At 62.5% G+C, this 18,601-nt stretch carries 19 protein-coding genes; 18 read left to right on the top strand and 1 reads right to left on the bottom strand.

What is annotated here, in order from left to right:
• Nucleotides 1–3: 3 nt before the first annotated feature.
• Complete coding sequence (locus HPY65_09510) at nt 4–543, bottom strand: PilZ domain-containing protein (GenBank protein NPU84711.1); 540 nt, start codon at nt 541–543, stop codon at nt 4–6.
• Nucleotides 544–786: 243 nt separating this feature from the next.
• Between HPY65_09510 and HPY65_09515 the strand changes: the two genes are divergently transcribed.
• From HPY65_09515 to HPY65_09600, 18 genes are all read left to right on the top strand, one after another.
• Complete coding sequence (locus HPY65_09515) at nt 787–3,111, top strand: tetratricopeptide repeat protein (GenBank protein ID NPU84712.1); 2,325 nt, start codon at nt 787–789, stop codon at nt 3,109–3,111.
• Entirely contained in the window at nt 3,108–3,899 is a 792-nt protein-coding gene (locus HPY65_09520; GenBank protein NPU84713.1) for a hypothetical protein, read from the top strand. The genes HPY65_09515 and HPY65_09520 overlap by 4 nt, the downstream gene beginning before the upstream one ends.
• Before the next feature lie 33 nt (nt 3,900–3,932).
• Entirely contained in the window at nt 3,933–5,327 is a 1,395-nt protein-coding gene (locus HPY65_09525; protein ID NPU84714.1) for a sigma-54-dependent Fis family transcriptional regulator, read from the top strand.
• A 72-nt stretch (nt 5,328–5,399) separates the two neighbouring features.
• The gene (gene flgB / locus HPY65_09530) at nt 5,400–5,783 is read left to right on the top strand and encodes a flagellar basal body rod protein FlgB (protein ID NPU84715.1); all 384 of its coding nucleotides are present in this window, start codon (nt 5,400–5,402) and stop codon (nt 5,781–5,783) included.
• A gap of 1 nt (nt 5,784) precedes the next feature.
• Nucleotides 5,785–6,210, top strand: a complete 426-nt coding sequence (flgC, locus tag HPY65_09535; GenBank protein ID NPU84716.1) for a flagellar basal body rod protein FlgC — start codon at nt 5,785–5,787, stop codon at nt 6,208–6,210.
• Nucleotides 6,211–6,275: 65 nt separating this feature from the next.
• Nucleotides 6,276–6,569, top strand: a complete 294-nt coding sequence (gene fliE / locus HPY65_09540) for a flagellar hook-basal body complex protein FliE (GenBank protein NPU84717.1) — start codon at nt 6,276–6,278, stop codon at nt 6,567–6,569.
• Between the two features lie 76 nt (nt 6,570–6,645).
• Nucleotides 6,646–8,223 (top strand): flagellar M-ring protein FliF, encoded by a 1,578-nt coding sequence (gene fliF / locus HPY65_09545; GenBank protein NPU84718.1) that lies wholly within the window; start codon nt 6,646–6,648, stop codon nt 8,221–8,223.
• A 40-nt stretch (nt 8,224–8,263) separates the two neighbouring features.
• A complete protein-coding gene (gene fliG, locus HPY65_09550) occupies nt 8,264–9,259 on the top strand; it encodes a flagellar motor switch protein FliG (GenBank protein ID NPU84719.1) in 996 nt (331 codons plus the stop codon).
• Nucleotides 9,246–9,977, top strand: a complete 732-nt coding sequence (locus HPY65_09555) for a hypothetical protein (GenBank protein NPU84720.1) — start codon at nt 9,246–9,248, stop codon at nt 9,975–9,977. Before fliG ends, HPY65_09555 begins: the two co-directional genes overlap by 14 nt.
• Nucleotides 9,967–11,280, top strand: coding sequence for a flagellar protein export ATPase FliI (fliI, locus tag HPY65_09560; protein NPU84721.1), 1,314 nt, complete (start codon nt 9,967–9,969; stop codon nt 11,278–11,280). Before HPY65_09555 ends, fliI begins: the two co-directional genes overlap by 11 nt.
• Nucleotides 11,281–11,284: 4 nt before the next feature.
• Complete coding sequence (gene fliJ, locus HPY65_09565; GenBank protein NPU84722.1) at nt 11,285–11,725, top strand: flagellar export protein FliJ; 441 nt, start codon at nt 11,285–11,287, stop codon at nt 11,723–11,725.
• A complete protein-coding gene (locus HPY65_09570) occupies nt 11,722–12,327 on the top strand; it encodes a hypothetical protein (protein NPU84723.1) in 606 nt (201 codons plus the stop codon). Before fliJ ends, HPY65_09570 begins: the two co-directional genes overlap by 4 nt.
• A gap of 1,272 nt (nt 12,328–13,599) precedes the next feature.
• Nucleotides 13,600–14,484 carry a hypothetical protein gene (locus tag HPY65_09575; GenBank protein ID NPU84724.1) on the top strand — a complete coding sequence of 295 codons (885 nt, stop codon included), beginning with the start codon at nt 13,600–13,602 and terminating at the stop codon, nt 14,482–14,484.
• A 33-nt stretch (nt 14,485–14,517) separates the two neighbouring features.
• Nucleotides 14,518–14,919, top strand: coding sequence for a hypothetical protein (locus HPY65_09580; GenBank protein NPU84725.1), 402 nt, complete (start codon nt 14,518–14,520; stop codon nt 14,917–14,919).
• Nucleotides 14,920–14,967: 48 nt separating this feature from the next.
• Nucleotides 14,968–16,182, top strand: coding sequence for a flagellar hook protein FlgE (locus tag HPY65_09585; GenBank protein ID NPU84726.1), 1,215 nt, complete (start codon nt 14,968–14,970; stop codon nt 16,180–16,182).
• Between the two features lie 236 nt (nt 16,183–16,418).
• Nucleotides 16,419–17,186: a motility protein A gene (locus HPY65_09590; GenBank protein ID NPU84727.1), complete on the top strand. Its 768-nt coding sequence runs from the start codon at nt 16,419–16,421 to the stop codon at nt 17,184–17,186.
• A complete protein-coding gene (locus tag HPY65_09595) occupies nt 17,179–17,871 on the top strand; it encodes a hypothetical protein (protein NPU84728.1) in 693 nt (230 codons plus the stop codon). The genes HPY65_09590 and HPY65_09595 overlap by 8 nt, the downstream gene beginning before the upstream one ends.
• Nucleotides 17,868–18,596: a hypothetical protein gene (locus HPY65_09600; protein ID NPU84729.1), complete on the top strand. Its 729-nt coding sequence runs from the start codon at nt 17,868–17,870 to the stop codon at nt 18,594–18,596. The genes HPY65_09595 and HPY65_09600 overlap by 4 nt, the downstream gene beginning before the upstream one ends.
• The last annotated feature ends 5 nt before the right edge of the window (nt 18,597–18,601 follow it).

Raw genomic sequence — 18,601 nt, forward strand, 5'->3', positions numbered from 1 at the left:
GGACTACTCCGTCAGCCTTTTTTCCCGGAGGATTTCCCTCTCCCGCTCGAATACGAAGCGGACGATCTCGTCGCGGATGTGGTCGTCCATCTTCACGAAGGAAACGGCCGCGATGTATCCGCTGGTCTGCTTCTCCACCTTGATGACCTCCCCGTAGGCGAAGAGGGCCGTCGGCTGATTGACGGTGAGGATCATCTTCAGTTCCACCAGGTCTCCCGAATCGAAGGGCTCTGCCGATGAAAAGCTCATGCCGCTGCCGCTGATCTGGACGGCCTTGGGATGAAGGTACTGGAATCCCTCGGCATGGATCGTCAGGACGCGGATGATGCTGTCGAGCTTGCCGTTGAGCATCTTCAGCCATTCATAAAGGATGCGGTCCCCGATTTCCGGGACGACGACGCCCCCTCCCGGAAGGATGGTGTCCCCCGCCAGCCTGGCCCTCACGACCGGCCGCTCTTCCGGCAGGACTTTGCGGAAAGAGAGGGGAATGTAGGCATAGACTCTTGAATATTCCCTGCGGTTCGTCGGCGATTCCTTTTCCATGGGCATCGTCTCGTCCTTTCTTCAGGCCGGCGTTCTTCTCCGGCTGAAACGGATGTCGTTCCGACCGGGATTCAATGCAAATGAAGTGCCAGGAAGCCCGAAGCGGAGTCCGAGCGTTCAGGGCGGAGTGGTATGCAACTTGCTTTTCCAGGGTCAGGATTCTTACGGATCATCTTGTTTTCCATATCTGCATTCAGACGCCTGTCCCCGGGAAACGGGGGCGGATCATCATGGGAGGTGCCGGTGTCGTTCAGTCTGTTCGGGCGCGGGTTCCGAAAGATCGAGACAGTTGCCAGGGCCTTCAAGGACCACGGTTTCCGAAAGATCGGAAGCGTTGCCAAGGTCTTTCAGGGCCGGGAGTTCGGGAGGAAGCCGCTCTTTTTGGCTCTGGGCGTTCTGGTCTTTGCGTCCGCCGCCCTCGGGATCTGGTATGCGGCCGTTCCCGGCCCCGTGAAAACCGCTGCTCCCCCGGAGGAGAACCGGATTGCCGCCCCGTCGGCTCCCGCCGCGGAGTCAAAAACAGCGACACGTCAAGATATTGACAAGGCGGAAACCCTTCCCGAAAAAGCGGATTCCGGGGTGGCCGCAGCGCCGCAGCCCGCCCCCGGGCATTCACAGGCAGCCGCCGCTCCCGTCCATGTCCTCGTTCAGCAGGCCAGGGCGGAATATGACGGCGGGCGCTATGCCCGTGCCGCCGAGATGCTTTCCGAGCTCCTGCGTCAAAATAATGTCGAGGCGACGGCGCAGGATCAGGCGAAACGCCTCCTGGCGGACTGCTCGTTCCAACTGGCCGAGGGGAACAACAAAAAACTCCTGGAGGCGGTGGACGCCTACAAGCGGATCCTGGATCAGCATCCGGATCCATCCGAGGGAAACGACAGGGCCTATTTCAATCTGGCCCGGACGTACGAGAAGCTGAAATTCTACTATGAGGCGGCGGCGGCGATGGAAAAGCTCCTGATCCGCTATCCCGATTCCTCCCTGGCTGTGGACGCCCCATTCTTCATTGGTGAAATGAACATGAAGACCGGGAAAACGGAGCTGGCGGCCGCCCGTTTCGAGGATTTCCTGTCGAGACGGCCGGATCACCCGAAGGCCAGGGAGGCAACCGTGAACCTGGTGGGGATCCACCTCACGGGGGGACGGATCGATGCCGCCCGGCAGCATGCGCAGACCGCTCTGAAACGCTGGCCGAACCTGTCGGAACTGTCCCCGGATGCCCTGTTGAATCTGGGCCTGGCCCACTACTGGTCGAAGGAGTACGCCGAGGCCATCCGTGTCCTTGCCGTCGCCGCCAGCCTTTATCCGGCGGGCGAGAAGACCGCAGTTACACTTTATGTCCTCGGATGCACGCTGTTCCATGCCGAGCGGCCGACCGCCGCCCTGGCGGTGTTCAGCCGCGTCAAGGAAATGAAACCCGATTCCTGGGAAGGCGATGAAAGCACGCTCGCTGCGGCGAATATCGGATTGGCCCGGCCGGATCTGAAAGCACCGTTCTTTCTTACTCTGGCTCCCGCTTTTCGGGATCCGCTGGAGGCATACAACCAGCTTCTGCAGAAGACCCGGAATCACGGCCTGATTGAGCGGATCCGGTTTCAGAAAGCCTATGGCCTGTGGCTGAAGGGGCGGTACGAAGAAGCCTTCCGGGAATTCCACCAGGTGGCGGCGACCTATCCGCTCGGATCGTTTGCCGCTCCCAGCCGGGACTGGATGATGGCCTCGCTGGAGAAGATCCTGGAAGAGGCCTTCCGCAAGGGAGATCACACCATGGTGGCCTCCCTGTATTTCCAGATTCCCGTCCGGGAACTGCAGCAGAAGCTCCCTTTCGAACGTCTTTACGGAATCGGCAAAAGCCTGGCCGCCGTCGGCCTCGATGCAGAGGCGAAGTCCCTCTGGAAGGCGCTCCGGCGCCGTGCTCCGGATGACCGTGCGCGGGAGCTCCTGGCGGTGTCCATCGCCCGGCTGGATCTCGATCGCAGGGACGCGGCGGAGGCGCAGCGCGATCTTCAGGATATCCGGCGGTCCGCCGACGCGGGCCTTCAGCGGGAGACGGCCGCGGTCCAGGCGGGCATCGACCGGCTCGCCGGGCGGAGGGGAGAGGCGATCTTGAGATATGAAGAGGCCCTGAATCTGCCCGCCGACCAGGCGGGTGATCCGTTCCTGCACCGGGAGCTGGCCATGCTTCTGGACGCGGAAGGCCGGACTCCCCGGGCGATCGACCAGTACCGGAAAGCGCTGCAGGGATTGTCCGCCGACCCGGAGCGGCAGGCAACCGTCCTGGCGGACGGGCGGATCCGGCTGGCGGACTCTTATGTGAAGGAAGGCTCGATCCAGGAGGGAATGAAGCTGCTGCAGGACGTTTCAAACACAGCCCCGGATGCATCGCTGCGCCGATGGTCCTGGTATCGCATGGGTCGGGCCCTGGCAAATCAAGGGAACATGACCGGCGCGGACAAGGCCTTCGGCCAGGTGAAGGGTGCCGGAGAGGATGAATTCTGGGGGAAAGTGGCCGACTTTGCCCGGGAGGATGCACATTGGTCCCGAAAATTCAAGGACGTCATCCGATGAACGAGGCGGTCAAGCCGGACGATCAGGCCGTCAGCCGGTCCCGGGAGCGGGACGAGGCCCTCTGGCGGAGGGAAACCCTCGCGGCCCTCGGGGGAATGGCGGAAGAAGTCGCCCATCAGATCCGGAACCCCCTGGGATCGATTGAGCTGACGACCAACCTTTTGCTCAGGGATTGGCTGGGGGAAAAAGACCAGCGTCGGCTGAAGCGCATTCTGTCCTGCGTGCGGGAGATCGAAGGGCGGATCTCCAGCCTGCTGTCCGCGAGCTGGGTCTACGGGTTCAGCCTCCGGCCGGTCCGTGTCCATGAACTCCTGGGAGAGATCTTCCAATCCTCCGAGGCGTTCATGGACGGCGACGAGACATTTCTCGAGATCCGCTACGGAGCGGGGGATCCCGTAATACGGGGAGATCGCCCGATGCTGAAGCACCTCCTGGTCCAGATGGTTCTGAAAATGCTTTCGGGCTCTTCCGCCGGCGGCCGGCTGGTCGTTGAGACGGAATCCCCCGTGCCCCTTGCCCGCGGCGGCGAGTCGGTCTGGGCGGCCATCCGGTTCCGGCTCTTCGGGCCCGGTGAAATGAGGCCGTCCAACACCGGTATCCGGGGCCTCTTCCGGGAGAGAAGCAGCGAACATGGGGTATTTCTGGCGGTGATCCGGAACATCGTAGAGGCCCATCGGGGGATCATCCGCTTTGTCGATGACGACGCCTCGGGCCTGTCTCTGGTTCTTTATCTGCCCTGTGTCCGGGACGCGGACAGCGCCGGAAGGTTCGGCCCGGCTTCCCGATGAAAGCAGCGAAACGTCGAAACAAGAGGACAAGGAATGGAAGCAACGCACGTACTGGTTGTCGATGACGATCCCTCCATGCGGGACGCCCTTTCGGAGTCCCTGGAGATCTGCGGATTCGAGGTGGATACGGCGGAAGACGGCGCCGTCGCCCTGAATATGTTCGCGGACGGGGGGAAGTACGACGTCGTCGTGACGGACATGAGAATGCCCCGGCTGGGCGGGATGGACGTCCTGCGGGAGATCAAGCGGCGGTCTCCCGGCACGCCGGTGATTCTCGCCACGGCATACGGAACGGTAAACACTGCCGTCGAGGCGATGAAGGAAGGCGCCTCGGAGTTCATCACGAAACCGTTTACCCTGGACGACCTGGAATTCATCATCCGGAATGTGCTTGCCTCCCATGAACCATCCGGAAAGATGGAGACCGATCCTGCCGCCGGTCCGGCCGGCCAGGCGGGAATCATCACGGCGGACCCGTCCATCCTGGAGATGCTGAACCTCCTCAAGCGCGTCGCCGACAGCCGTTCCACCGTCCTGATCCAGGGAGAGAGCGGAACGGGCAAGGAGCTGTTCGCCCGCTTCGTCTACCTGAACAGCGGCCGGAGCGGGAAACCCTTCGTGGCCGTCAACTGTGCCGCCATCCCGCAGCAGCTCCTGGAGAGCGAGATGTTCGGGTATGAAAAAGGGGCCTTCACAGGGGCCGTTCAGCGGAAAATTGGGAAATTCGAGCTGGCCCACGGCGGAACCCTCCTGCTGGACGAAATCGGGGACATGGACATCAACCTGCAGGCCAAGCTGCTCCGGGTCATCCAGGAATCCCAGGTGGACCGGGTCGGAGGACGGGAGCCGGTTCCCGTCGACGTCCGCATCGTCGTCACGACGAACGTGGACCTGAAGAAGGCGGCGGAAGACATGAAATTCCGCCGGGACCTTTACTGGCGGCTCAGCGTGATCCCCGTCAAAATTCCAGCTCTCCGGGAGCGGAGGAATGACGTCCCGCTCCTGGCCTCCCACTTCCTCCAGAAGTACAGCCAGGTGAACGGAAGGACCGCACCGGCCCTGGACAGGGAGTCCCTGGACCTTCTGCTCCGGTACGACTGGCCCGGAAATGTCCGGGAACTGGAAAACGTCATGGAGAGGGCCGTGCTCCTCTGTGAGGAAGGGATCGTCCGCCCCGAGCACCTTCACCTGGAGGGATTCCTGGACGAGCGGGCGGCCGCCCCCTCCCCCGTCTTGACCCCGCCGCCCCCCGGAGAGACTCCCACGGTCCCGGCCGTCACGTTGCGCGATGCAGAAAAAGCAATGATATTCAAGACCCTGAAAGAAGTGAACGGAAACCGGACCGCCGCCTCGAAGATCCTGGGGATCAGCGTTCGCACCATGCGAAACAAGCTTCATGAATATGAACAGGAAGATCGTCAATCCTGAAGGCAACCCCGGACAACGGATGAGTGGTACGAGGTTTGCAAGACTGTCAGCCATACGGAGGTGGACTGAGACATGGACGCGCTTTTTGGCAAAACGATCGATATGTTATCGAAAATGCTCGATTATCGGTCAAAGCGGCATCAGCTTCTCACGTCCAACGTCGCGAATCTGGACACGCCGGGATACAAGTCCTCCGATCTCGAGTTCAACAAAAACCTGGAGCGGGCGATCCGTTCCTCCGGTACGTTGCCTCTGACCACGGATCACCCCGGACACATGACCGGACGGACGGGAGGGAAGGATGCGTCCTACACGGTCCGCCGGGAAGAGGGTCAGGCCAGCCTCGACAAGGAAATGGCCCGCCTGGCGGAGAATCAGCTTCAGTACAACATGACGGTGGAAATGCTGGCCCGCAAATTCCGCGGGATCGGCAACGTCGTGAAGGAGACGAAGTAAGATGGACTTTCTGACATCGTTCAAAATATGCGGAGACGCACTGGCATCGCAGCGGGCGCGGATGGACGTGGTGGCCAGCAACCTGGCGAACGCCTCCACCACCAAGACCCCGGAAGGGGGACCCTACCGCCGCAAGGTCGTGTCCCTGTCCTCCAAGGAGGTCACGGGAAGTTTCGACGACGCACTGAAGGAATCGATCCGTTCCGTAAAAGTCGAGAATATACGAGAGGATAAGCAAGGATTCCGCAAGGTGTACGATCCCTCCCATCCGGATGCGGACGACAAGGGCGTCGTCATGCTGCCGAACGTTGAGCCGATCGTCGAAATGGCGGAACTGATTGCGGTGAACCGGTCCTTCGAGGCCACCGTTACCGCTTTTGACGCTGCGAAGAACATGGCCCTGAAGACCCTGGAGATCGGCAAATAATTCCGGGCCGGCTGCACGGGACCGAAGGACGCCGCCCGCTGAACCGGGCAGAAGGAGAAACCGTCATGGATGAGATTCGGATTATCGGTGGGGCGGGCATATCCCCCGCCGGGGCGGGCAAAAGCCAGGGGACGGCCGGCAAAGGCTTCGGAGAGGCGCTGAAAAAGGCCGTTCAGGACATCGATTCGCTTCAGAGACAGGCCGACCAGGAGATAAACCGCGTCCAGCTTCAGGACAACGGCAGCATTCACGCCACCATGATCGCCATGGAGAAGGCGGATCTCTCCCTTAGAACCATGATTCAGGTGCGCAACAAGGTCCTGGAAGCCTACCAGGAAGTCATGCGCATGACGGTGTAGGCAACCTTTCCTGATTAAGGATGCAACTGCTCCGGCGGGATGGAGTCTGCCGGTAAAAAAAAGGAAACACGGATCCATGCAGCCGTTAGCAGCCAATTTATCCTCCCTTCGACAGAATCTGACGGCCCTGCCTCCGGGGCGGCGGATGGCCCTGCTCATGACGGGACTGTTGTCCATTGCCCTCATCGTCGGACTCGTCCTCTGGTCGAACCAGGTGGACTACGGCGTTCTCTATGCGGGACTTTCCAGCGAGGATGCCGGAGCGGTGGTGAAGCGCCTCCAGGAGAAGAAGATCCCCTACAAGATCTCCCCGTCCGGAGACACCGTATCGGCACCGGCCGACCGCGTGCCGGAGCTGAGAATGGAGCTTGCCTCCGCCGGTCTGCCCCGGGGCGGGCACGTCGGTTACGAGATCTTCGATCAGAAGTCCCTGGGGGCGACGGAGTTCGAGCAGCAGCTCAATTATCGCCGGGCCCTCCAGGGGGAGCTGTCGAGGACGATCGACAGCCTCGACGAGATCCAGCAGAGCCGCGTCCATATCGCCATTCCCAAAGAATCCCTTTTCATCGACCAGCAGAAGAAGCCGACGGCCTCGGTGACCCTGAAGCTGAAGTCGGGGCGCTCGCTTCGGCAGAACCAGGTAGACGGGGTGGCCTACCTGGTTGCCAGCAGCATCGAGGGCATGAGTCCCGACGACGTTCTCGTGGTCGACAGCAAGGGGAACATCCTGTCGCGGCCGCCGGGCGACACAAGGATGGCCAAGATGTCAACCTCCCAGGTCGAGTACCAGCGGAACATGGAGAAAGACCTGGCCGGCCAGGTCCAGAGCATGCTGGAAAACGTGGTGGGCAAGGGAAAAGCCGTCGTCCGTGTATCGGCGGACCTCGATTTCCGCGTGACCGAGAAGACCGAAGAGACCTACGATCCGGAATCGGCCGTGGTTCGCAGCACGCAGAAGCAGACGGAGCGGAACGCGACCGGCGGCGGAGCGGGAAGCGCTGCGGCCGCCCCGGCGGGGACCGCCCCGGCGGGCTCCGGATCGGAACGGGAAAAGACGGATGAAACCGTCAACTATGAAATCAACCGTGTGGTGAACAAGACCCTCCTGCCGGCGGGAGAGATCCGCAAACTCTCCGTTGCCGTCGTGGTGGACGGGGTCTATACGAAGAACGACAAGGGGGAGGAGACGTTCCAGGAACGTCCGAAAAAGGAAATAGAACAGCTGGAAGACCTGGTCCGCAAGTCTGCCGGTCTCAACGCGACGCGCGGAGACCAGGTAGCCGTGACCAGTATGCCCTTCAACCGTGCCGAAGCGGAAGGAGGCACCTCCGCCCGCTGGCAGGACGGCCTGACCCCTTTCCTGCCCTTCGTGCGCTACATCGTGATTCTCGCCGCGGTCGCCCTGGTGATCCTTTTCATCTTCCGTCCCTTCCTCAGGGGCCTTCTTGCCGCCGTGCCGGCGGGCAGTACGGAGCCTCAGTCCCTGTCGCTTCCGACTTCCCGGGAGATGCCCGCCGTGAGGAGGGAAGGCGCCCCGCCGCTGCCGGAGGGAAGGCCGGACTTTACGGCTCTTTCCCACGATGCAATGGTGCAGCAGCTTGCCGGGGCGGATGCAAAGAAGTTTGCGGAACTGCTGAGAAACTGGCTGAAGTAGCGATGGAAGCCGGGCATTCGGAGAAGGAAGGAAAAGGGCCATGACAGGCGAGGAAAAAGCGGCAATCATGCTCTTGTCCCTGGATGAGGATCTGGCGGCGGAGGTCATTCGCAATCTGCGGCCGTCGGAGATCCGGAGGGTGGGCAAGTATATGAACCGCATCAGCAGCATCCCGACCGACGTCATTCAGGGCGTTGCCAAGGAATTCGTCGTCATGGCCCAGGAGGGAGGCGGAACCGTCGTCGTCCAGGAAGGAGTGACGAAGAACATCGTGACCAAGGCGCTGGGCGAGAAGGACGCCCAGGACATTCTCTCCGACGTCGGAGCCGCCCGGAGCTCGGACAATCCCATCATCGACAAGCTCCGGGACATCGATCCCAAGCTGCTCATGGATTTCACCCGGTATGAACACCCCCAGACGATAGCGCTCATCCTGGCCAACATCAAATCGGATCAGGCGGCCCTGATCCTGGAGAGCTTCACGCCGGAGATGCAGACCGAAGTTGTCCGGCGGGTTGCGACCATCAAAAGCGTTCCCCAGGAATTCATCGAAGAGGTGGCGCGGACGCTGGAGCAGGAAATCGTGACCGGGTCGATGAACGACCAGGTGGTCGGCGGCGTCCGGACTGCGTCGGAAATCCTCACACGGATGAACCGCTCCACGGAGAGTGCCATCCTGACTTCGATCGAGGGACAGGATCCGGAGCTGGCGGGCGAGATCCGCGGCCTGATGTTCACCTTCGAGGATGTGCTGAAGCTGGACGACCGGAGTCTGCAGGAACTGCTTCGGGAGGTCAGCTCGGAGGAACTCGCGAAGGCCATGAAGATGGTGGACGAGAGCCTCCGCCAGAAAGTCTACAAGAACATGTCGAAACGCGGCGCGGAGATGCTCCAGGAAGAAATCGAGATGATGCCTCCCGTACGGGTGTCCGAGGTGGAGAGCAGCCAGCGGAACATCCTGGACATTACCAAGCGCCTGGAAACGGAAGGGCGGATTGTGATCCTCCGGGGAGAGGATGCGGATGAGTTCGTCTAAGTCGAAGATCCTTCGCGCCTCGGACATCCGGATGGTGGAAAGGCCGGCCGGCTTCTCGTCCCCGGGGGGTTACCCGGGGACTGAAACAGCAGGGGGGCAGGGACCGGACGGTTCCGGCGGAGAGCGTCTCCGGCTGGAGTTCGAAGAGAAGCTCCAGCGATCCGCCGCGGAAAGCTACGAAAAGGGAATCCGGGAAGGCGTGAAGCGGGGCCGGGAGGCGCAGCAGGCCGACACGCGCCGGCAGCTCGATACGCTGGCCGGGCTTCTCGCGGAAGTGGCATCGCTGAAGCGGAAAATCCTGGAGGACTCCGAGCCGGATATCCTGGAAATGATCTTCGCCGTAGCGGAGAAGGTCCTGCACCGGGAAGTGGCCCAGCAGCCCGACGCGGTTGTGCCCGTCCTCAAGGCGGCGATGAAGAACGTCATGGACCGGGACGGAGTCAAGATCCGGATGCATCCGCAGGATTACCAGCATCTGCTCGAGATCCGGGAGGACTTCCTGCGCCAGACCGACGGCCTTCGGAATGTCGTTTTTGAACAGGACGAGAGCCTCCATCGGGGAGGCGTCTTCATCGAGACGCGCTTCGGCGACGTGGACGCCCGTCTGGACCGTCAGCTCGGGGAACTGAAATCGCAGCTGAAGCGGGGAAAGCCGTCGGGTCCCATGGAGAATCGGCTGCCGGAAGAAGGCGGCGGGGAAAACATCCATGCGACTTGACCTGTCCCATCTTCGGCAGCGGCTGGAAGGCATCCAGCCCGTCAAGGTTTACGGCAAGATCAGCGAGATCGTCGGCCTGGTCGTGGAGGGACACGGTCCCGCCGTCTCCATCGGCGAGGTCTGCACCATCCAATCCGGCCCGGAAGAGGCCGTTCATGCCGAAGTCGTCGGATTCCGGCAGGGCAAGGTCCTCCTGATGCCGCTGGAGGGAATGCAGGGACTCAGCCCCGGATGCCAGATCCAGTCCCTGGGACGCAAGGCCTCTGTGCGGGTCGGGAACGGCCTGCTGGGGCGCGTGATCGACGGCCTCGGAAACCCCATGGACACAGGGGGGCCCATTTCGGGCACGGCCTCCTATCCGCTGTATGCGGACCCCATCAATCCTCTTCTGCGGGGCCGGATCCGGGAGCCCATGGACCTGGGCGTCCGGGTCATCAACGGTCTTTTTACCTGCGGGAAGGGCCAGCGGCTCGGGATCTTCGCCGGATCGGGGGTCGGAAAGAGCGTGCTTCTGGGGATGATCGCCCGGAGTACCGAGGCGGATGTCAACGTGATCGGGCTGATCGGTGAGCGGGGACGGGAAGTGCGCGAATTTCTGGAGAAAAACCTTGGAAAGGAAGGGCTGGAGCGGTCCGTGGTGGTCGTGGCGACCTCCGACCGTCATCCCCTGATCCGCATGCGGGCGGCATCCCTGGCCACTTCCATCGCCGAGTATTTCCGGGACCAGGGGAAGAACGTCCTGCTCATGATCGATTCCCTCACCCGGTATGCCATGGCCCAGCGGGAAATCGGACTGTCGGTAGGCGAGCCGCCCGCCACGAAGGGATATACCCCGTCCGTGTTCAGCCTGCTGCCCAAGCTCCTGGAGCGGTGCGGCCCCGTGGAAGGGAAGGGATGCATTACCGGCCTGTACACCATCCTCGTGGAGGGGGACGATTTCAACGAACCCGTCTCCGACGCGGCCCGCTCCATCCTGGACGGACACATTACGCTTACCAGGACCCTGGCCAGCCGAAACCATTATCCCGCGGTGGACGTTCTGCAGAGCATCAGCCGCGTGATGATCGACGTGACGGATGATCAGCACCGCAAGTGTGCGGGGGAACTGCAGAACATCGTCGCGACCTACCGGAAGGCAGAGGACCTGATCAACATCGGGGCCTACGTGAAGGGCAGCAATCCCGAGATTGACCGTTCCATCGCCATGGTCGACCGTGTCGATGCCTACCTGCGTCAGGGGATGGAGGAAAAGATCGATTTTGCCCGGGCGCGGCACGAACTGATGACCCTGTTTGCAAACTGAAACCATGACGCCGTTTCCTCTTCAGACCGTCCTCGATGTCCGCAAACGCCAGGAAGAGCGCTCGTTGATGGAATTCGTGGAAGAGGCGCGGTGCCTGAAAGAAGAAAAGGAGCGTCTGGGCGGCATGCAGAGGCAGGTGAACGACGCCCTGGGCCTGCTCCGGAACCTCCAGCAGAAAACGATCGAGGTGATGGAAATGGAGATGCACCTCGTTCATGTCCGGAATTGCCGCCGGCTGGTCCAGGAGCAGCGGGCCGTGGTCGACCGGCGGGAAGGAGAGGTTCGGGCCAGGCGGGAACGGCTCGTGCAGGCGATGAAGGAACGGAAAGTCATGGAAACCCTCCGGGACCGTCACCACGCCGAACAGAAAAAGGAAGAAGACACGCGGGAGCAGGCCGCCATGGATGAACGGGCCACGATGGGCGCCCGGAGGAAGAGAACATGAAAAAGGCATTTTGGATTCTTCAGATCCTCGTGATCTTCGTCCTGGTCGTCAAACTCGCGGCCATGGGGGGCGCATTGACCAGTGCCCGTGCAACAGGGTCGGAACGGTCGATCCTGTCCGAAGCCAGCGCCCAGGCAGGGCACGGGAGTACCATGACCCTGGCCGGCGTGAAGGACGTGCTGGATGACGAGCTGCAGCGGGAACGGGATCTCGTGACGGCCCTGGACAAGCGGAAGGGCGAGCTGGACCGGCGGGAAGCGCTGGTGCGCGCCGAAGAGGACAAGCTGCTGGCCCTGAAGAAGGAGATCCTGGAAAAGATGAACGCCCTGAGCGCCCTGGAGAAGCGCCTCGATGCGCGCCTGGAGGCGGAGAAGAACCAGGACGTGAAGCGGATCAAGGACCTGGCCAAGGTGTACGATGCGACGGCCCCGGACAAGGCGGGGGCCATGCTGGAGAAGCTGGATACAAAGACCGCGGCGGCGATCACGATGTACATGAAGCGGGAAAAGGCCGGCGCCGTGCTGAAGCATCTCAACGTCGAGAAAGCCGTCCAGATCACGAAAGAGATCACCAACGCGGCTCCCCCCCCGCAGAAGGATTGATCCCCTTTCCCCACCCCTTTTCTTTTCTCCCCCGTCCGCCGGACGGGGGATTTTTTTGCCTTTTCCCCGGTCGGAAAGTTTTTCCCTTCCGGGTGCCCCGTCCGGAATTGGAAATTTCAAGCCATTGTAATTATTGATATTATTCTTGTGCCGGGCCTGGCACGGCCGTTGCAAATGGGTCTTGGCAAAGGAAGAAATGGAACGATGAATCCATCAGCAATGCAAATCATGCCGGCCCCGATCAACGAAGCTCCCCTCTTCAGAGAGGGCTCCGCGCCGGCGGGCCGCCCCGGGAAATCGGGTGAAGGCTTCTTTGCCGGCTCTATAGATCAAACTGCACGCCCGGCCGGCTCGGAGAAACCGGCTTTTTCACAGATCCTGGCCGAACAGAAGGCGGAACCGACTGCGGAGAACGCCGAACAAGTGACGGCCGCCGTGATCGGCCCGGGATTTTCCGAACCTTTTGAGCCTGAAACGATTGCCGATAACGAGACGGCCTCCGGTGAGGACGGAGCCGATACCGGCCTGCCCGCCGGTCTTCTGCTCGCTTCGGTCCGGTCCGCCCTTCCTGCCGGGACAACGTCCGGGGCAACACTGCCGGTTTCGGCCGATTCGAGTGCCCAGCCGGTGAAGAACGATTCGCTTCCTGTCGCTGATGCACGGGTGTCCCAGGAAACGGGCGACACCGGGAAAATTTTTCCCGGTCGATCCGCTGTCGACAGTATGCCTGTCCCTGCTGACGTACCGGCGGGGAGCGGCGTGACGGCAGACCCGGTCGCAAAGGGTACGAGTGCGTCGGCGGAACAGATCGCAAAGGTTACAAACAAGGCGGCAGACCCGGTTGCGACGTCAGACCAGCGTCTTCCCGGCTTTTCTCCCGTGATCGAAGGAACGGGTGCGACAGTGGAAGGCCCGGATAAGACCGCGGCACTCCGGAGAGAGACGGATTCCGCCGCGGACGCTGTCGCTTCCGGGCCCGACCGTCGTGACGCCGGCCGGCAGGCCGCCGGGAGTGCCCCGGCAGCCGCCCCTGAAACAGGCAAGAATCCGTCCGCTCCGAATTCCCCTCCGGACCGGGTGACAAATCCGGCGGAGAGCAGGGGACCGGCGGAAGTTCTCGTTTCGGCAGCCGGAGAAAAGAATACGGTCGTCGCGGACGGGGAACGTCCGGCCGCTTCCGGACAAGAGACCCCGCCTGCCCGGACCTCTTTGAAAAACGGAGAACAATCCGCTGCTTCCCCCACCCGGACGGAAGCGAGGGCGGCTGAAAGCATGAACGCCGCCGTCACGCCGGACAGGCAGACCTTTTCCGCCTCCGTCGCCGGATCGGAAACACAGCGGCAGACAAGGTCGGCCACGCCGGAAGCCGTTCAGCCGGCCGCGACTGCTGGAGTTGAGAAAGCCGCTCTCCGAACGAAGAAAATCTCCTCCTCCGCACCCTTTGAGGTGCGCCGGGCGGAATCCGACTCTGCGCAGGCAGCGGCGAAAGGACAGGACAACAAGCCCGCCGCGGCATCTCAAACGAAACAGGCTGCCACGGATGCCCCGGCGTTCCGCGAGGCCGTTGAGCAGACCTCGCAGCCGGGCATCGAGAAGGCCGGACCCGGCAGCGCCGGAGAAGTCCAGGGAATGGCGACGGCCGCCAAAACGGACAGCCCGTCCGTTCAGACATCTTCCGCGTCCCTTCGCGATTCGTCCTCTGTTCTGAAACAGGCTTCGGATTCCTGGACGACGGCGGCCGAAAAGCATGGAACGGACGGTGGACGGGTCCGCATCGTTCTCTCCCCGGATCATCTCGGGGGCCTGGATATGAATGTGAGGGTCCGGAAGGAAGCGGTGGAGATCATGATGTCGGTCCAGCGGGAGGACTCGCTGAAGACCATGCAGGGGCACGCGGCGGAACTGAGGACGGCGCTCTCCGACCAGGGACTCCGGGTGGAATCGCTTTCCATGCAGACATCGGGACGGGATTTTCAGTCGAACAGCGGACCTTCGGGTGGATACGGCGGTCCCTACGACGGCAGGAACATGAGTGAGTCGGGCGGCCAGGGAGCGGGGTCGGGTCGCCGGGACGGGGAGCAGGGCGCTTCGACGCCGCTGCCCGCCAAGATGGCTTCGCAACGGATAGCGAGAGACGGCATCAGCGTATTTGCCTGAACAGATACCGACACCAAGCAAGAGGGAGACACCATGAGCGTATCGAGCATCACCGGATCGGGCACCACCACAACGACCACGTCGGCGACGTCGACGACAGCCCTGGGGAAGGAAGCATTTCTCGAAATGCTGGTGGCCCAGCTGAAGTACCAGGACCCCATGAATCCGGCGGACGGGACGGAGTTCGCGTCGCAGCTCGCCCAGTTCTCGAGCCTGGAACAGCTGACCAATCTGAATGACAGCATCGAGAGTCTCGCCGTGGATACAAACAGCCTGCAGGCGGTCAATCTTATCGGAAAGGTGATCACGGCGGGGGAAGATGACAGCCAGGTGACAGGAACGGTGACCGCAGTGAGCTTCAGTGGCGGTTCTGTTTCCGTGACGCTGGATAACGGAGAGGAAGTGGCCTTCAGCGACGTGACCTCCGTCTCGTAGAAGAAGGGCAACCATCAAACATATCGATTATTTTCAGGAGGTTTTATCATGTCGAGTTCATTATGGATCGGGGCCACCGGGATGACGGCCGTCGACAAACAGTTGGACGTCATCGGCAACAACCTGGCCAATTCAAGCACTGTCGGATACAAGGCAAGCAACGCCCAGTTCTCGAGCATGCTGAGTCAGACTCTCTCGGGCGGCTCCGGCAACATGCAGGTCGGCCAGGGCGTGAGCGTGTCTTCCATTGCCACCGATTTCACCCAGGGGTCCTTCCAGACCACCTCCAGCGTCACGGATCTGGCGATCGACGGCGAGGGTCTCTTCATAGCCAAGGACGGGGCCGGCCTGACATATTACACCCGCAACGGCGCGTTCGCGATCGACGAGGACGGGTACATGGTGGATGCGAGCGGCTACCGGATCCAGGGAAACATGTTTTCCGGCGGGTCGGAAATCTACAACCTGGGGGACATCAACCTCGCAGATATTCAGTCGCAGCCGGTGACGACCACATCCATCGAGATCGGTGCCAACCTCAACGCCCAGGCGGCGACCGGCGATGTCTTCAGTGCCAGCCAGACGGTCTACGGCAACGACGGGGCGGAGTACACCATGACGACCACCTTTACGAAGACGGCCAACGCCCGGGAATGGAGCATCTCCGGCAGCCTGGAGGATGCGAACGGGAATATCACCAATGCGGCCGCCATCGCAACCCTGGTCACCTTTGACGCCACCGGCGCCATGCTCACCCCCGCGGCTAACGTAGGTTTTACCTTTGCCGGCGCGAATATCGGCACGGCCGGGCTCATTAACTGGGACGTGACGACCACCGGTGCGGCAACGCTTACCGGGTTCGCCAGCGACTCGACCATCACGACCGTAGACTGCAACGGGTACGCGGCCGGTTCGCTCCAGAGCATCTCCATCGGGACGGACGGCGTGATCACTGGCTCCTTCAGCAACGGGCAGACCGAGAAGCTGGCCCGGTTCATGCTGGCGGACTTCGCGAATTACGGCGGCCTGAGCAAGGTCGGCACCTACTTCATGGAGACCGACAAGTCCGGGGCACCGCTGATCAACAACCCCGGCGCCGGGAGCCTCGGAGGCATCATGTCCAATTCCCTGGAAGTCTCCAACACGGACGTAGCCGCCGAATTCATCAACATGATCACGGCCCAGCGGGCCTACCAGTCCTGTGCCAAGGTCGTTTCCACCGCCAACGACCTGCAGCAGCTCCTCATGAACATCAAGCAGTAGTCCTTTCCCGCCCGGGGCCGGGCTTTCGCCGGCCCCGGAGAATGCGGGTGTCAACGAATTGACGAATCGCCGGCCGCCCCGGCCGCCCGTGTTTCCCCTCCCTTACCCTTCCCGTTGAATCCATTGCCTCCTCAAGGGGTTTCTCCATCCTCTTGCGTTGTTGGTACATGGCTTGCTTAAAGACCTGCATGTGATGCCGGGTGCGGTGTCAATCGTGGATTTCAGGTAGGCGGCCCGTGGATTTTGCAACCATCATCGGCATCATCGGCGCATTCGGTCTGGTCATCCTGGCGATGGCCGCCGGCGGCGGAGTGACGTGGTTTCTTGACGGTCCCTCCGCCATGATCGTTCTCGGAGGCACCTTCGGCGCCGCGCTGATCCACTACCGGATGTCGGACATGCTCGGGGTCTTCCGGGTGATGAAGAACGCCTTCCTGAGGAGGAAAGCAAGTCCCCCGGAGATGATCCGCCTGATCGTGGAGATGTCGCGCACGGCGCGGCGGGACGGCCTCCTGTCCCTGGACGGCCTGGCGGCCCGCCAGCGGGATCCTTTCCTGGCGAAGGCGGTCCGCCTGATGGTGGACGGCCTCGATCCGGAGAAGGTCTCCCTCATTCTGGAGACGGAAATGGACTGGCTTTCGGAACGGCACCGCAAGGGCGCGGAGATCATGACCAGCATGGGGCATTTCGCGCCGGCCATGGGAATGATGGGAACGCTGATCGGGCTGGTCCAGATGCTCATGAAGATGAACGATCCCGCCGCCATCGGCCCGTCCATGGCGATTGCGCTGGTGACGACCTTTTACGGCCTGATCCTTGCCAACCTGGTTTTCCTGCCCATCGCGGGCAAGCTCCGGACGAGGAGCGGCGAGGAGATGCTCATGAAACAGTTGATTATTCAAGGGGTTCGCGCGATCCAGTCGGGGGACAACCCGCGGATCGTCGAACAGAAGCTACACGCCTTCATCGCCCCCCGAGAGCGGAGATCCCGTTACGATGAATAGAAACGGACAGAGGCGAACAATCCCTTCACAATCACCGGAGGAGGTCTGGACGACCACCTATGCCTCCCTGGCGATGATCATGGTGGTCTTCTTCGTCATGCTCGTCTCCTACTCCCACGTCTCCGGACGCTCGGCGGTGCAGATCCGGGCCGCCCTGAGCGGGAAGGGCGATCAGGCCGCCGGAACGGCAGGCCCCGTCGCCCCCGCAGCCGTGACGGTAACGGGCGAGCAGGAAGCCGTCGCCGGAGCGAGACTCCTGGCGGAGGCGGGGGGTATCCTGCGGGGCGCCCTGGATAAAGCGAATCTGAGCCGGGACGTTGTCCTGGAAAGGACCCGCTCGGGATGGAGGATGGTCCTGGGCATGAATGCCCTGTTTGACGGCGGCCGGGGGAAGATCCGGGAGTCGATGCACCCCTTCCTCCGGGAGGTGGGAACTGCCGCGATGAATGGGAATCTGGCCGTCCGCGTCGAGGCCTTCGGTGCCGCCGCAGGAGGCCGGGCAGGATCCTCCTGGGCCGCCCCCTCCCTGCAGGCCGCGGAGGTGATCGACTTCCTGGAGCGCGACGGAGTCCGTTCTCCCCTGTCCATCCGGGGAAGCAGAGCGGCGCGGCAGGCAACGGGTCCTGCTGCGGACGCCGGCGGAGAGCTCGTCATTTCCGTTTCCCTGCCGGAGGTGGCACGTTGACCCGACAAGGACGCAGATACCCGGAGGCGGATGATTCCGGGAAACGGGCAGACTGGATGGTGACGTTCAACGATCTCATGACGCTGCTCCTGACGTTTTTCATCCTGCTCCTGACGTTCTCCACGCTTCAGCCGGAGAAGGCTTCCCGGGCGGCCGCATCGGCGGTTTCCGCCCTCGGGGCGGAGCGAATGGGCGGGAATGCGGTGGAGCGGTTTTTCCTGCCGTTCATCCGTCCCCATGTGGACCGGGATATCGAGGAACAAAAAGCCCGGAAGAGCTCCGACAGGCCCGGCGGCATCGTCCGGGACCGACAGGCCGCCGTGGCCGCCGCCCTGGCGTCCGTTCCGGGATCGCGGATTGCCGCCGCGACCGGCGGATTCGTTGTACATCTGCCACTCTCCGGACTGTTCGAGGGGGAAGCCCTCCGGCCGGGAGAGACCTCCCGGGCGGTTCTCGATCAACTGGCGGCCGTATCGAGGGGCGGCGGGGCATGGATTACCGTAGCGGCTAACGGGGAACAGAGCAGGCCCGGTGAAGCCGGCCGGAGGGACCGGGAACAGTCGATTCTCCGGTCCGATGCCGTGGCCCGATACCTGAATGAAACGGGAGGGATCCCGGTGGAGAAGATCTCCGTCGCCTGGGCGGAGACGCCGGGCGAAGGGACGGGCCGGCTGCCCGGCCCGACCGGCGTAGGGATCCGGCTGGCCGTTGCATTTCCCAGGTGAGTCCG

Source organism: Syntrophaceae bacterium, from assembly GCA_013177825.1.
GTDB lineage: Bacteria > Desulfobacterota > Syntrophia > Syntrophales > PHBD01 > PHBD01.